Origin of the sequence: Paraburkholderia sp. SARCC-3016, from assembly GCF_031119615.1 — a bacterium.
GTDB lineage: Bacteria > Pseudomonadota > Gammaproteobacteria > Burkholderiales > Burkholderiaceae > Paraburkholderia.
Window position 1 is genome coordinate 25923 of the sequence record NZ_JAVHZD010000027.1, and the last position, 15345, is coordinate 41267.

At 64.2% G+C, this 15345-nt stretch carries 10 protein-coding genes; 6 read left to right on the top strand and 4 right to left on the bottom strand.

What is annotated here, in order from left to right; translation table 11 throughout:
• The first annotated feature begins 56 nt into the window (after window positions 1–56).
• The 4 genes from QYH69_RS25040 (at window position 57) to xth (ending at window position 6825) form a co-directional block, all read left to right on the top strand.
• Window positions 57–2615 carry an adenosylcobalamin-dependent ribonucleoside-diphosphate reductase gene (locus QYH69_RS25040; protein WP_308834422.1) on the top strand — a complete coding sequence of 853 codons (2559 nt, stop codon included), beginning with the start codon at window positions 57–59 and terminating at the stop codon, window positions 2613–2615.
• A 285-nt stretch (window positions 2616–2900) separates the two neighbouring features.
• Window positions 2901–4457, top strand: a complete 1557-nt coding sequence (locus QYH69_RS25045; protein ID WP_308834423.1) for an EAL domain-containing protein — start codon at window positions 2901–2903, stop codon at window positions 4455–4457.
• A 244-nt stretch (window positions 4458–4701) separates the two neighbouring features.
• On the top strand, window positions 4702–5760 hold the full coding sequence (locus QYH69_RS25050) for an aldo/keto reductase (RefSeq protein ID WP_308834424.1): 1059 nt from the start codon (window positions 4702–4704) through the stop codon (window positions 5758–5760).
• 156 nt (window positions 5761–5916) lie between these two features.
• On the top strand, window positions 5917–6825 hold the full coding sequence (gene xth, locus QYH69_RS25055; RefSeq protein WP_308834425.1) for an exodeoxyribonuclease III: 909 nt from the start codon (window positions 5917–5919) through the stop codon (window positions 6823–6825).
• 99 nt (window positions 6826–6924) lie between these two features.
• Here the strand turns inward: xth and QYH69_RS25060 are convergent, their stop codons facing one another.
• The gene (locus QYH69_RS25060; RefSeq protein ID WP_308834426.1) at window positions 6925–7272 is read right to left on the bottom strand and encodes a DUF4148 domain-containing protein; all 348 of its coding nucleotides are present in this window, start codon (window positions 7270–7272) and stop codon (window positions 6925–6927) included.
• 283 nt (window positions 7273–7555) lie between these two features.
• Between QYH69_RS25060 and QYH69_RS25065 the strand changes: the two genes are divergently transcribed.
• A complete protein-coding gene (locus QYH69_RS25065; RefSeq protein WP_308834427.1) occupies window positions 7556–8134 on the top strand; it encodes a DUF4337 domain-containing protein in 579 nt (192 codons plus the stop codon).
• Window positions 8135–8227: 93 nt separating this feature from the next.
• Here QYH69_RS25065 and treF read toward each other — a convergent pair whose 3' ends face one another.
• Entirely contained in the window at window positions 8228–10078 is a 1851-nt protein-coding gene (gene treF, locus QYH69_RS25070; protein ID WP_308834428.1) for an alpha,alpha-trehalase TreF, read from the bottom strand.
• A 321-nt stretch (window positions 10079–10399) separates the two neighbouring features.
• Between treF and QYH69_RS25075 the strand changes: the two genes are divergently transcribed.
• Window positions 10400–11521 carry an aromatic ring-hydroxylating dioxygenase subunit alpha gene (locus QYH69_RS25075; protein ID WP_308834499.1) on the top strand — a complete coding sequence of 374 codons (1122 nt, stop codon included), beginning with the start codon at window positions 10400–10402 and terminating at the stop codon, window positions 11519–11521.
• Window positions 11522–11536: 15 nt separating this feature from the next.
• On the opposite strand, the gene QYH69_RS25080 is transcribed toward QYH69_RS25075, so the two are convergent.
• Together QYH69_RS25080 and QYH69_RS25085 are read right to left on the bottom strand one after the other, a co-directional pair.
• Entirely contained in the window at window positions 11537–13585 is a 2049-nt protein-coding gene (locus QYH69_RS25080) for a M3 family metallopeptidase (RefSeq protein WP_308834429.1), read from the bottom strand.
• Window positions 13586–13632: 47 nt separating this feature from the next.
• Entirely contained in the window at window positions 13633–15225 is a 1593-nt protein-coding gene (locus QYH69_RS25085; RefSeq protein WP_308834430.1) for a serine hydrolase, read from the bottom strand.
• Window positions 15226–15345 lie beyond the last annotated feature (120 nt).

A 15345-nucleotide genomic window follows, 5' to 3' on the forward strand; every position in this document is an offset into this window, starting at 1 on the left:
AGGTGGCTCTGATCGCGCCGTTGCGCACCGTGCGCAATGGCGCCTGGAGACTGCCCATGGCCGACACCGACAACGAAATCCGCCCGCTCGACCACGCCATCGCGCCCCAACAGTTTTCGCTCGACGTGCTGCTCGAAAAGTACGCGAAAGGCGACGAGCGCAATGCGGACGATGTTTACCGCCGCGTTGCGCGCGGCGTGGCGACGGCCGAACCCGAAGCATTGCGCGCGCAGATCGAAGAGCGTTTCGCCGACAACCTGCGGCACGGCGCGCTGGGCGCGGGCCGCATCATGAGCGCGGCCGGCACCGGCATCGCGGCGACGCTGATCAACTGTTTCGTGCAGCCGGTCGGCGACAGCATTCAGGGCGTCGACGAAGAAGGCCTGCCCGGCATTTATGTTGCGCTGCTGCAGGCGGCCGAAACGATGCGGCGCGGCGGCGGCGTCGGCTACAACTTTTCGGCGATCCGCCCGCGCGGCGCGCGCGTGCATACAACGAGCTCATCGGCCTCCGGCCCGTGCAGCTATATCGATGTGTTCGACGCCTCGTGCCGCACGGTCGAAAGCGCCGGCTCGCGGCGCGGCGCGCAAATGGCCGTGCTCGATTGCTCGCACCCGGATCTGCTCGATTTTATCGAAGCGAAGCATTCGAAGGGACGCTGGAACAACTTCAACGTATCCGTGGCCGTCACAGACGCATTCATGCAAGCCGTCGAAAACGACCTGCCGTGGCAGCTCGTGCATCGCGCGGAACCGTCGCCGTCGATGCGCGCATCGGGCGACATGCGCCAGCGCGCCGACGGCCTGTGGGTATATGGCGAGCATCGCGCGCGCGACATCTGGAACAGGATCATGCGCTCGACCTACGATGTCGCCGAGCCCGGCATCGTATTCATGTCGCGCATGAACGACGACAACAATCTGCGCGCGATCGAATCGATCCGCGCGACGAATCCGTGCGGCGAACAGCCGCTGCCGTCGTACGGCTGCTGCAACCTCGGACCGCTCAATCTCACGCGCTTCGTCGCCGATCCGTTCGCGCAGATGCAAGGCCGCATGCCGTCCTTCGACTGGGACGCGCTCGCCGCGCGCACGCGCACGCAGGTGCGCTTTCTCGACGACGTGCTCGACGTCACGCTGTGGCCGCTCGAGGAGCAATACGCCGAGTCGCGCGCAAAGCGCCGCATCGGCGTCGGCTTCACGGGCCTCGGCGATACGCTCGTGATGCTCGGCCTGCGTTACGACTCGGCCGAAGGCCGAGAATTCGCGGCGAAAGTCGCGCGCCTGATGCGCGACGAAGCGTATCGGGCATCGGTCGAACTCGCGCGCGAACGCGGTGCGTTTCCGCGCTTCGATGCCGCGCAGTATCTCGACGAAGGCACGTTCGCATCGCGTCTGCCCGACGATGTGAAAGATGCGATCCGCAAGCACGGCATTCGCAACAGCCACCTGCTGTCGATCGCCCCGACCGGCACGGTCAGCCTTGCGTTCGCCGACAACGCGTCGAACGGTATCGAACCGGCGTTTTCGTGGACGTATACGCGAATGAAAGTGATGCCCGACGGCAGCCGCGCGTCGTTCGCGGTGGAGGACCACGCGTACCGGCTTTATCGCGAACTCGGCGGCGACGTCGAGCGCTTGCCCGGCTACTTCGTGAGCGCCCTCGAAATGTCCGCGCGCGATCACCTCGACATGATGGCCGCAGTGCAGCCCTATATCGACACGTCGATTTCCAAAACCGTCAACGTGCCTGCCGATTACCCGTTCGAAGCATTCGAAAGCCTTTATTTCGACGCATGGAAAGGCGGCCTCAAGGGTCTCGCGACCTATCGGCCGAACGAAACGCTCGGCGCGGTGCTGTCGGTCGACACGCCGCAACCGGCCGATGCGATCGCCGAGACTGGCCTCGACCCGCTGCGAATCGCAATCGATCATCGGCCCAAGGGCGAAATGCCCGCGATCATCGAGAAGGTCGAATACCTGACGCAGGCGGGCAAGAAGTCGCTATACCTCGCGGTGTCGTTCATGGAAGTGACGGGACGCATCGGCGGCGCCGACGTGACGATCGAGCGGCCGATCGAATTCTTTATCCCGGCCGGCCAGCGCGACGAATCGCAGCAATGGATCACCGCGACCATGCGCTCGCTGTCGCTGGCCGCGCGCGGCGGCTTCGTCGCACGCAATCTGCAGGATTTGCGTAAGGTTTCCTGGGACCGAGGCCAGGTGCGCCTTGGCGACGTGCAACGTCTCGACGGCACGCGCTCGCCGCGCTGGCACGATTCGGAAGTCGCGGCGCTCGCCTATGCGTTGCAGCAGATTCTGCACCGGCGAGGCTTTCTCGATGCCGAAGGCAATCAGGTGCCGTCGCGGCTGCTCGCGCGTCTGCCGCATACGCACGGATTGCCTTTACCGATCTCGGCGAATCTGAACGCGCAACAACAGCAACATCAAGCGGCCGCGGCGGACGAAGCGCTACAACCGCAAGACGAGCCCGCGCTGCACGGCTTGCGTTCGATGCACGGCCGCAAATGCGGCATTTGCGGCGCTAACGCGGTGATTCGCAAGGACGGCTGCGACTTTTGCACCGCGTGCGGCGAAATTGGTGCATGCGGGTAATGCCGACTCAACGCGGCGCCCGGCCGGGCCGCTAACCGGCCCGTTAGCCGACCGGTTAACCGGCCCACTAACCGGGCCGTCCCTCAAACGCAACGCCCGCTATCGCCGAACGTGCACATCGCGGCGTTGCCGTCAGCTTGCGCGGGTACAATACCGCGTCGTCTCCACTCAACGGACAGCATCCCGCCGCGACCGGTGCGGGCCAAGCCTAGTCGTCACGCGACCATGTACGATCCGTCGAACTCCGCTGAGGGGAAATTCTCCGAGCCGCAAGAAGAAGCGAGCGTGAAGCGCAACGTCGCGCCGCGCCTCGCGCTCGCCATTGCCGCGCTGTGTTGTCTTGGCGTCACGGCAGGTGCCGTGCTTTGGGGCGAACACTACGCGGACCACGAAGTCGCGGAGCGCGAAAGCCTGATCGGCCATGACATGGTCGAGTCGCTCGACCGAATGTTAACTAGCGTGCGGACCGGACGCCGCGACGCGTTACGCGAACTGGTCGGCGAACGCTGCGCGAAAATCTCGCTGCAACTCTCCGAGCTCGAAACCTACGTCCAGTATGTGCGTTCGATCAACCTCGTCGATAACGACACGCTCTATTGCTCGTCGTCGATGGGTCCGTTGAGCGTGCCGCTCTCGTCGTATGTGCCGCGCGGCACGCCCGACTCGCACGGCGTGATCGTCAATCTGCTTGCGGGCACGCCCTTTCAGCCCGGCACGCCAGTTATTTCGATGTACGAACCCACAGGCGACGGCGCAGGCGTGCAATACACGCTCGAAGGCGCCTATGTGGCCGATGCGCTTTCACACGGCATACGCTACGGCGCGCAACAGGTCTTTCTGTCAATGCCGGGCTCGGGCGTGCTCAACGACAAAGGCGAATTCATCCCGGCGATCAAAACGCCAGGCAGGATCGGCACGCGCGTCTATTCGACGCAATGGCCGTTCTCGATCGCGGTGCTCGCATCGGCCGCGCTCGCAACGCAGATGCACTGGCGCTACGGGCTGCTGTTCGGCGCGCTCGCGATTCTGTTCGACCTGCTGATCGCGGCGATTGCCCTGCTCGCGCTGGCGCCGCAGCGCCAGTTGCTCGCCGCGGTACGGCGCGGCTTGCGGCTCGGACAACTGCATGTCGTGTATCAGCCCGTGGTCGAGATCGAGACGCGGCGCATCGTCGGCGTCGAAGCGCTGATTCGCTGGACGCATCCGCGCTGGGGCTCGGTCAGCCCGTCGGTGTTCATGACGCAGGTCGAACGCAGCCCGCTGCTCGCCCAGATCACGCGATTCGCGCTGCGCACCGCCGCTGCCGATATCGCGCAGAAAACGGCGATCCGGCCGCTGCGCGTCGCGGTCAACGTCGCGCCGATGGATCTGCAGCGCAAAGACTTCGTGGCCGATGTTCTGGCGGTAAACGATGCGCTTCCGCCAGGCGTCACGCTAATTCTCGAATTGACCGAACGCTTTCTGCTTGCAAGGCAGCCGCGCACGCAAGCCATTTTCGATGTATTGAAAGCGCGCGGCGTGCGGTTCGCGATCGACGACTTCGGCACGCAGCACAGCAATCTCGATCTGCTCGGCCGCTTTCCTTTCGATTACGTGAAGATCGACGGCCAGTTCGTACGGCAGATCGACAAAGGCGGCACCGCGCTGATCAAGGCCATTGCCGCCGTCTCCAGACACTTCGGCATGGAAGTGATCGCCGAAGGCGTCGAAACCGAAGCACAGCATGCGGCGCTGCGCGAGCTCGGCGTGCCGTTCGGCCAAGGCTTTCTCTATCAACGCCCGGTCGACGCGAGCGAGCTTTCCGTCGAAAAGGAACCGGTGCTGGCCGCCACCGGTCATTGACCGGGCGTTTGCTCGACCCACGCCAAAGCGCATCGACGACGGGAACTGACGTCCCGTACTCGCGGCCAATTTTCCTTATGGAAAAAAATCAGAGCCATTTCGCCTATAGTGACAGCGGGCTCGAAGGCCGCGATCACCGCAAGCGCCGCAACGACGCCTTACACGATGCTTCGATATCGAAGGCGATACAGCAAGCATCACACAACTGTCACATCAATCCTCTGAACACGGAGACTGTCAGATCATGGAATACCGTCAGCTTGGCCGCTCGGGCCTCATGGTGTCGACCATCACGCTCGGCACGATGACAATGGGCGGCAAGGGCAAATTCGCGAGCGTCGGCGACGTCGGCCTCGACGAAGCGCGCCGGCAAATCGATCTGTGCCTCGATGCCGGGGTCAATCTGATCGATACCGCCGATGTCTATTCCGATGGCGCGTCCGAGGAGATCGTCGGCGCCGCGCTTGGCGGCAAGCGCAAGAACGGCGTGCTGATCGCGTCCAAGGCGCGCTTTGCGATGGGCGACGGCCCGAACGATCGCGGACTGTCGCGCTATCACCTCGTGCGCGCATGCGAGGCGAGCCTGAAGCGCCTCAACACCGACGTCATCGACCTTTACCAGGTGCACGAGTGGGACGGCATCACGCCGCTCGAAGAAACGCTCGAAGCGCTGGACCTGCTCGTGCGGCAAGGCAAGATCCGCTATGTGGGATGCTCGAACTATTCGGGCTGGCATCTGATGAAGGCGCTGCATATCAGCGAGCGCGACCGCTTGCCGCGCTTCATCAGCCAACAGATCCATTACACGCTCGAAGCGCGCGAAGCCGAATATGAACTCGCGCCGATCGCGCAGGATCAGGGGCTCGGGATTCTGGTCTGGAGTCCGCTTGCGGGCGGCTTGCTGTCGGGCAAGCATCGCCGCGATACGACGCCGGAGGGCACGCGCCAGCTCGCGGGCTGGACCGAACCGCCGATCCGCGACGCGGAACGGCTGTGGAATATCGTCGACGTGCTCGTCGACGTCGCGGCCGAGCACGACGTGTCGGGCGCGCAGGTCGCGCTCGCGTGGCTGTTCGGCCGCCCGGCGGTTTCGTCGGTGGTCATCGGCGGGCGCAACCACGATCAGCTGCGCGACAACCTCGCCGCGGCGAATCTGAAGCTCACCGCCGAACAGCGCGCGCGTCTCGACGAGGTAAGCCTGCCGCCGCTCATCTATCCGTACTGGCATCAGACGTGGACAGCGAGCGAACGGCTCGGTCCGGCCGATCTGTCGCTGATCGGCCCGCATCTGCGGAAGGCTTAGCTTCGCTAGCGGCGCCTATCGCTCTGCATGGCTCTGCATGGGCCTGCTATGGGCCTGCATGGCCCGCACAGGCCTGGCACGGGCCTGCATCGCGATTGACGATGCAGGCCCATCGAGCGCATCGTACAGGCATGGCACTTGCGGCGGTGCGCTCTCATGAAGCTCGCCACTTTCAATATCAACGGCATTCGCTCGCGTTTGCCCTCGCTCATCACATGGCTCGAGAAAGAGCAGCCCGATATTGCGTGCCTGCAGGAACTGAAGGCGCCCGATAGCGCGTTTCCGGAAGCCGAACTGCGCGATGCCGGTTATGGCGCGATCTGGCATGGGCAGACGGCGTGGAACGGCGTCGCGATACTGGCCAAAGGCGTGAAGCCCACCGAGACGCGGCGCGGACTGCCCGGCGGCGACGCCGATACGCATAGCCGTTATATCGAAGCGGCCGTCAACGGTTTGCTGGTCGGCTGCCTGTATCTGCCGAACGGCAACCCGCAGCCTGGTCCAAAATTCGACTACAAGCTCGAATGGTTCGAACGCCTGATCGCTTACGCGCAGACGCTTTTCGACAGCGGCCATCCAGTCGTACTGGCCGGCGACTATAACGTCGTGCCGACCGACTTCGATATCTACAATCCGCGCTCCTGGTTGAAGGACGCGCTGTTGCAGCCCGAAAGCCGCGAATGCTATGCGCGCCTGCTCGAACAGGGTTGGACCGATGCACTGCGCAAGCGCTATCCCGACGAGAAGATATTCACGTTCTGGGATTACTTCAGGCGGCATTGGGAAACGAATTCGGGCCTGCGCATCGATCATCTGCTGCTGAGCGCGCCGGTGGCGCCGGCGCTGCGCAATGCGGGCGTCGACAAATGGGTGCGAGGCGAAGCGCATGCGAGCGACCATGCACCGGCATGGGTCGAACTGAAACTCGACACGCGCAAGGCAGACGACCATGCAGTCAGGAGCGTCGCGCGGAGTGCCGCCAAAAAGGCTGCGACAAAACAGACTGCCGCAAAAAAGATTGCTGCGAAGAAAACTCCCGCGAAAAAGGCCACGGCCAGGTCCTGATGCGAAAAGACCGCAGGCAAGCTGCCGACGCGGTCTTCCGCTTCAAGTTCAACCTGCGACTGCGACCTGCAACCGCATTCGAAACAAGCTTCGCGAAGCTTAGGGATGGTCGTAGGAACCCGAAGCCTTCAACCAGTCGTTGCCGCGTCCCGCCGCTTGCGGAACCTGAGCACGACCCGACTGCGACGTGCCATTCGTTGCAGGGCCATAACCGCTCGTTTGCGACGCGCCGTTTTGCGCGATCACTTGCGATTCGGCAGCCGCGAGTCCGTCCGGATAGTGTGCGTCGCCCGTATTCCACAAGGTCGCGCCTCTTTCCGCCTTCTGCACCTGCGCGAGTTCCGCACGCACCTGGGCACGCGTGACCGGCCCGTTCGACTGAGCGAACGACACCACGGGGGTGGCAAGCACCGCAGCGACCGCGATTGCGCTGATAAACGATTTCATGAAATACCTCCCAAAGCCGTTGACGAAGCCACGACAGAACTTGTCTGTGACTGTTGGGTACCACTATAGCGACGCGAATCCCTAGGGAAAACCCTTATAACGAGAAAGGACCTTTGCGTATTTCGAATGCAATTGTTTCGACGGTCCGAACGTTTACGACCGGCGTCACCGTCTGCAGATTACGAACTTGCGCATTCGGCCCGACACCCGATCACGGCATTCGCAATACGTCGACGCAAGGTCCATGCGTTATGCTGGCGCCTTTTTGCGCGAGACCCGAGCGATGTCCGACGAATACGAAGTCCACGGCCCGCACGACCATGCGGTCGAGCACGCGAGCGGCCATGCCGCCGGTCCCAGCGCGTCGCGCATCGCGGTCATGACGGCGATCCTCGCGAGCGTCGGCGCGATCGCGTCGTACCAGAGCGGCGCGAACGAGAATCTCGCGCTCTTCTACAAGAACGAGGCTGCCATCCGCAAGACCGAAGCGTCGGACCAGTGGGCGTACTACCAGGCCAAGGGCCAAAAGCAGAACCTCGCCGAACTCGGCGCCGCATTGAGCGATGCTTCGTCCACGGCGCACGCGAAATTCGTCGTCGACGAACAACGCTATGCCGCCGACAAGGAACCGATTCGCGCCAAGGCCGAATCGCTCGAAAACGAAGCGAAGAAAGACAATGAGACCAGCGAGTCGCTGCAGCACCAGCATCATCGCTGGGCGCAAGCGACGACGCTGATCCAGATCTCGATCGCACTCGCAGCGATCACGCTACTGACGAAAAAGAAGTGGCTGCAGACGATGACCGGCGCGATCGCGCTGATCGGTGTCGGCTTTTTTATCGCGGCGTGGCTGGCCGTGTAAAGCAACTGCGGCGCCCCCCGATACTCGCGCCCATCACGCTTCGACGCGGCGCCGACAGGCCAGGTGCAACGCAAGCCGCCCTTGCCGCGAGCGCTATTTCCCCGGCGTTTCCTGCAAGCGATGCGTCGTCTGCGGCGCGGCCGCCGCCGACGACGCCGCTTCCGACACGCCGCGCGGCCCTTCCGGCACATCGACAGGCCGCGTCGATCGCACCGCAGCCGGATACATCGCCATCAGCGTGCGCAGTACGCCGTTTGTCCAGCCGAAGCCGTCCTGCAGCGGATATTCGCCGCCTCCCGCCGCGGTCGCACCGGCCTTCGCGTCGACATCGTATTTTTCGACGAGCTTGCCGGTGCGCTGATAGTAGGCGACGTTGGTCTGAACCCAGCGCGTCGCAATCTGACTGGCGAGGTCCGACTGGCCATAACGGCGCAAGCCGGCCACCGCCAGATACTGAAGCGGCGCCCAACCGTTCGGCTCATCCCATTGTTGCCCCGATTGCACCGTGGTCGTAGCAAGGCCGCCGGCTCGCAGCAGCCGCGCACGCACCGTCGACGCGACCGCGGCCGCCTGTGCCTTGTCGGCGATGCCGAAGTAAAGCGGATAAACGGTCGCCGCACTGAGCCGGTGCGTAAGCCGCCCCGCGTCGAAGTCGTAATCGCCGAATGCACGCAATTGCGGATCCCACAACACGCGACGAATCGCCGCCGCTCGCGCCGATGCCCGTTTTTCGAAGCGTTCCGCTTGCGCCGCATCTCCCTTTAGCCGATAAGCGTGTGCGATCGTGCGTTCGAGATCGGTCAACAGGCTATTCAGATCGACGGGAACGAGCGACGTCACTTCGACTGTGCCGAGCGTCTTGCCGTCGGCGAACCAGCGCGAACTGAAATCCCAGCCGGTTTCGCCGCCCGCGCGCAGATTGCGCCACAGGTCGGCCGCATCGCGCTGCGGCGTTTGCCGGGCCGTGACGACGTCTTCGCGGTACGACTCGTCGCGCGGCGTATCGCGTGCGTCCCAATAGCGGTTCAGCAACGTGCCGTCCTGCAGCTTCACGAGATGGCGATAAGCGCCGCCGCGCGCGACATGCGCTTCTCCGTCCATCCAGTACCGGTATTCGGCAAGCAGTTCGGGCAGATAGTGCAGATACACGGCGTCGCCGTCGCGCCCGGCCGTGAGCCGCACCATCTGCGCGAAGAACGGCGGCTGCGAGCGGCTCAGATAATACGTACGGTTGCCGTTCGGGATGTGCCCGTAACGGTCGACAAGCGTCGAGAAATTATTGAGCTCGTCGTCGAGCAGATCGGCGCGGCCGCTCGCTTCGAGCCCGAGCATGATGAAAAACGAGTCCCAGTAGTAGATCTCGTCGAAGCGGTCGCCGGGCACGATATACGGATACGGCAGCGGCAACAACGACGACCATTGGCTCGCGCTTTTATCCGGATCGCGCCGCAGCACATTCCACAGCGTATCGATATGCGCGGTCACGCTCTGATTCGGATCGGACACGTAACGCTTCGTTTCGCGCGCCGGCAGCGTGAAATGCGCGTCGACGAACTGCTTCAGTTCGAAGCCGCGCTGCGATTTCCGTTGAGTGTAATCGGCCACGATATGCGACGGCGTATCGTTCGGGATCATGTCCGCGAAAGTCTTGCTGTCGGGAAACAGATGCGCGAGTTCGACATCGCGATAGAGCACGCCATAGAGCTCGGACGGCGGCACGGGCACGACCGGCGACGGCGCGGTCTTGCCTGCTGTGCCGGCAGTGGACGCACTGGCTGCTCCGGTGTTTGCCGGCGGCGTCGCCACAGCAGGCGATGACGATGCCTCGACGGCGGGCGCCGCACTTTCAGTGGCCGCGCGCGCGGTGCTGCCGGTCAACAAACACGCTGAACAGCACAAACAGGCGGCGGCACTGCGCGCGCGACGAGACAAGGCTTGCGGCATCGATCGAAATCCTCGGGGTTGGTTGGGGGTCGGGTGGTGCTGATTCCTGCAGACGAAAGACGCAAGCCAGCAAACAATGTTCCCCACATGCCGCATCTCCTGCTCGCGGAATCGCGAGTCGACGAATGCGACGAATGCGACGATGTCGATATCGCACGCAACACAACGATCGCCTCGCAGGCGGCGCGTTCCGCAGGTTTCATACCGGAGCAGTCGGCGCAGCGCGCAACACCGCGCCAGTTCTGGCGCGCAGGCCCTTCGTTGCGCGACGTGCCGACATGTAGACATAATTTGCTGACGTCGCACGTCGAGGTGAGCGCCATGCAAGAGTCCGGTTCATCCGAATGCAGCAGCATCGTCCGGCCCGCGAACGAGGTCGCCGCACGCGATCTCCGGCGCGTGCCGATCCATCCCGATCATTGGTATCCGCTCGCGTGGTCGAGCGAAGTGAAACGCGGCCACACGCACGGCGTGCGCTTTGCGGGTGAGCCGATCGTGCTCGTGCGCACCGCATCGGGCACGGTATTCGCGCTCGAAGACCGCTGCGCGCACCGGCAGATTCCGCTGCGCGACGGCGTCGTCGACGGCGAAGCGATCCGCTGCTGTTATCACGGCTGGACCTACGACGGCACGGGCCGCTGCGTCAACATACCGTACCTGGGCCGCGAGCGCTTGCCGAACGGCGTACGCGCGTATCCGTGCCGCGAATTCGAAGGCCTCGTGTTCGTGTTTCCGGGCAACCCGGCACGGGCCGAATCGACACCGCTGCCCGCGCTTGGCTCGATCGCGAATCACGCGTACAAGACGCGCCGCTATGCGCGCGACGTCGCGTGCCATTACTCGTTCATGCACGAAAACCTGATGGATATGAACCATCAGTTTCTGCACCGCCGCGTGATGGGACAAATGAGCGCGCGTTCGCTCGGACGCCGCCATGGCGAGAACTGGGTCGAAGTGGACTACACGCTCGAGCGCGAAGGCGGCAGCCGGCCGCTCGGCGAAGCCGTCGTGCTTGGACAGGGCGCGCAAAACAGCCCGACCGGCCACGACGTGATGACGGTGCGCACCGACTACCCTTATCAAACGCTGCAGATCCGCAACGCGAGATCGACGTTGATGCTCGACTTGTGGGCCGTGTACGTGCCGCTCGACCGCGAACAGCGCACGACACGCGCGTTCGGCCTCGTGTCGATCAAACGGCCGCGCATGCGCGTGCTGCTCGATGTCGCGTGGCCGGTTCTGATCTGGTTCACCGAGCGCATCTTCAAGGAAGATCGCTGGGCCGTCGAACGCGAGCAACTGGCGCACGACGAACAGGGCGCCGACTGGAATCACGAGGTATTTCCCGTGATCAACGAACTGCGCGAGCTGCTGCGACGCTGTGGCGCGCAGGCATCGCGGCGCGTGATTCCGATTGAAACGCCCGCGGCGCCGGCCGATTGACGGCGCCGCACCTCGTCAGGCAGCCAGCAACCCGCGCTTGCGCAACATCGGCTCCGCTTGCGGATCATGCCCGCGAAACGCGCGGAACGCAGCGCGCTCGTCGCGGCTATCGCCCGCGCTGTACACGTAGCGTGCGAGCTTGTCCGCGAGCAGCGGATCGAACGCATTGCCCGCTTCCTCGAATGCGTCGAACGCCTCCGCTTCGAGCACCTCGGCCCACATGTACACGTAGTAGCCGGCCGCGTAGTGCGCCCCGCTGAAGATATGCGAAAAATGCGGCAAACGGTGCCGCATGCCGACTTCGCGCGGCACACCGAGACGCGCGCGCGCTTCTTCTTCGAAGCGTGCGATATCGATATCCGCCGCATCTTTCTGCTGATGCAGCGCCAGATCGATCAACGCCGACGACGCATACGACACCGTTTCGAACCCCTGATTGAAAGTCTGCGACGCGCGAATGCGCTCGATCAGCGCGGCCGGTATCGGCTCGCCCGTTTCGACATGGCGCGCATGTTTCTCGAGCACTTCCGGTACGGTCGCCCAGTTCTCCATCAGTTGCGACGGCAGCTCGACATAGTCCTGCGGCACGCTTGTGCCGGACAAACGCCCATACGTCACATCGGACAGCAAGCCGTGCATCGCATGGCCGAATTCATGAAACAGCGTGCGCACGTCGTCGAAGCTCAGCAGCGTCGGGCCATCGCCGTTGCGCGCGAAGTTGTTGTTGTTCACGACGATCGGCTGAACCTCGTCGCCATGACGGCCGTTGCGCATCTGCCGGCGATAGATATGCATCCACGCGCCGCCCTGCTTGTTCGGCCGCGCATAGTTGTCGCCAAGAAACACGCCCACGCGCTCGCCGCCGCGCTGCACTTCCCATAGGCGCACGTCCCGGTGATACAGTTCCACGCCGCTCTGCTCGACAAACTGCACACCGAACAGACGCCCCGCGCAATCGAACATCGCATCGAGCATCGCATCGAGGCTGAAATACGGCTTCACTTGCGCGTCGTCGAGTGCATAGCGGGCTGCGCGTACCTTTTCGGCCAGGTAGTACCAGTCCCACGGCTCGATGTCGGTCGGCTCGCCGAGTGCCCTGGCCTCTTCGACGAGCGCGGCCCGTTCGCGCGCGGCGCTCGCTTTTGCAGGCTCCCACACCTGGCTGAACAGCCGATCGACGGCACGCGCGTTGCTGGCCATGCGGTCGGACAGCGCGTAGTCGGCAAAGCTTTCGTAACCGAGCAGGCGCGCCTGCTCCGCGCGCAATGCGAGAATCTGCCGGGCCAACGGCCGGTTGTCGCGTCCCGCCGTTTCGCCGCGCGTCGTCCATGCTCGCCATGCGGTTTCGCGCAAATCGCGGCGCGTCGAAAACGTCAGGAAAGGCTGCACGAGCGAACGCGCAAGCGTAATCACATGGCCGTCCATGCCGCGCTCGCGCGCCGCACCGCGTGCGGCTGCGCGCAGGAAACCGGGCAGCCCGGCGAGGTCCGCTTCCGATGCGAGCTGCAACTGATACGACGATTCGTCGGCAAGCACATTCTGCGAAAACTGCGTTTGCAGTTCCGCAAGCTGCACTGCGATTGCCGCAAACCGTTCGCGCGCCGGACCTTCGAGCGCCGCGCCCGTGCGGATGAAATCGGTATGCACGCGCTGCAGCAGCCGCTGCTGCTCTTCATCGAGGTTCAACGACTGCGCCTGCCGGTGCACCGCATCGAGCCGCGCGAAAAAGCCGGCGTGCATCGCCACCCGGCTGTCGTGCGCGGCAAGACGCGGAGCCATCTCGCGCTCCACCGCCTGCAGTTCCGGCGGCGATTCGGACGCGCACAGATTGTCGAACGCGAGCCGCACGCGGTCGAGCTTCGCCCCCGCGGCGTCGAAGGCGGCGACCGTATTGTCGAAAGCCGGTGCATCGGCGTTCGTTGCGATCGCATCGATTTCATTCAGATGTTCGTCGAACAGCACGGCGAATGCCGGCGCGAAATGTTCGCTGCGAAGCTGCCCGAACGGCGGTAGCTGGTAACGGGTTTGCCACGGCTGCAGCAGCGGATTGTCTTGCCCGGTCATGTCGGTTTGCCCCTTTGTCTTCGGCTACCCGCCATGATAAGGCAAGCCTACCGGACGAAAGTGCCGAGGCCGTTTTCGTCGTAATACTCGAGCGTGACGCGATCGCTCAGAAAGCTCGCCTTGGAAATCGTACCGGGCGACGCATTCTCGTTGTACAACGTGAACGTGAACACATCGCCGTCCCAATGCGCAAGCGGCAGCACGATCGGCACCGGCCCGATCGCGAGCGTCAGCGCACCGTTGCGTTCACCGACCTTCAACGGCCCGAAATAGTCGTTGCGATAGGTGCCCGTGTATATGGACGGCGTACGCGGCGGCAGCGGCGAGGCGGGCCGCGCGGCGCCGACCAGCGATCCCTCGGGCTTCATCATCGGCGCGAGTGCGTTTCCATAGAGCGTTGCCCAGTCGCGTTTGATCGAACCGAACTGCACGAGATCGAAGAACTGTGCCGTGATCGTTTCCGGCACACCGATCGGATAACCGTTGGTCAGCGCGACGATCGCCACGCCGGTCGACGGCACGACGACGAAGTTCGTCGCCGCGCCGACCGCGAATGCGCCCGAATGGCTGTAGCTCGGACGCCCGGACTCCGTCATGCCGACATTGAAGCCGAAGCCGTAATAGCTGGCCGGATGGCCGGCGCCCGGCGGCGCCGACTGCACCTGCTGCGACACGGCGGCCTTCAGCGCGGCGGCATCGACGATACGCTTGCCGTTGAACATGCCCTGCCCGAGCATCATCGCGAGCCACTTCGCCATATCGTTGACCGACGAACTCGCGCCACCGGCCGGCGCCTGCGCGTCCGGCATATTGCCCGGGCCGACCACCCATCGATCGCCGCGCTTCACATGGCCGGTCGCGCGATTCGCGCGTGCAGCGAAATCCGCATGACGCGAACTCGTGCTCGTCATCCCGAGCGGCTTGTAGATGGCCTCTTCCGAAAGCGTGGCCCAGTCGGTGTCGGCTGCCGCGGCAACCGATATCGCCGCCGCCGTCAGTCCGAAATTCGTGTACGCGTACGAATTGCGAAAGCCGTGCAACGGCAGATAGCGCAGCCGTTGCAGGATCTCCGTCTGACCATACCCCATGTCTTCGAGCCGATCGCCCGCGTGGTCCGGCAAGCCCGAGCGGTGCGCGTACAGGTCCGCGATCGTCACGGCCTCGCTCGCTTGCGCATCGGATAGCGTGAACCACGGCAGATGCGTGCGCACGGTCGTGTCCCAGCTCACACCGCCCGCTCCGATTTGCCGCGCGACCACGCTCGCGCCGACCGGCTTCGATAACGATGCGAGCTGAAACACGGTATCCGCATCGACCGGCTGGCCGCTGCCGACCTCGCGCGTGCCGAATCCTTTTGCGTAGACGGTCCGCGTGCCGCGGACCACGGCGATCGCAAGCCCCGGAACGCCCGTGCGCGTCATCTGCGCCGTCGCGAGTTCATCGAGCTGCGCGATCGCGCGATCGATTTGCGCGGGCGGAATCGGCGGCAGTTTGCGCGGCGGCGCGCACCGCGCGCTATCGTTCGATGCGCCGTGCGCGCTCGACGAGAACGGTGCGGCAAGCGATGCACCGAGCGACGTCAGTACGGGCGCGCAAAGCGCTGTGCCAAGCAGGCGCCGCCGTTGTTCTAAGCCTGTCATTGCGCGTCTCCCGGCACCACGCGTGCCGATCTATCGTGTACCGGCCTGCTTGCCGCCTGCTGCCCCTGCGGTGTGAACACGATAGTCTGATCACATCTTTTGCGCATGCATAGTGCTGCG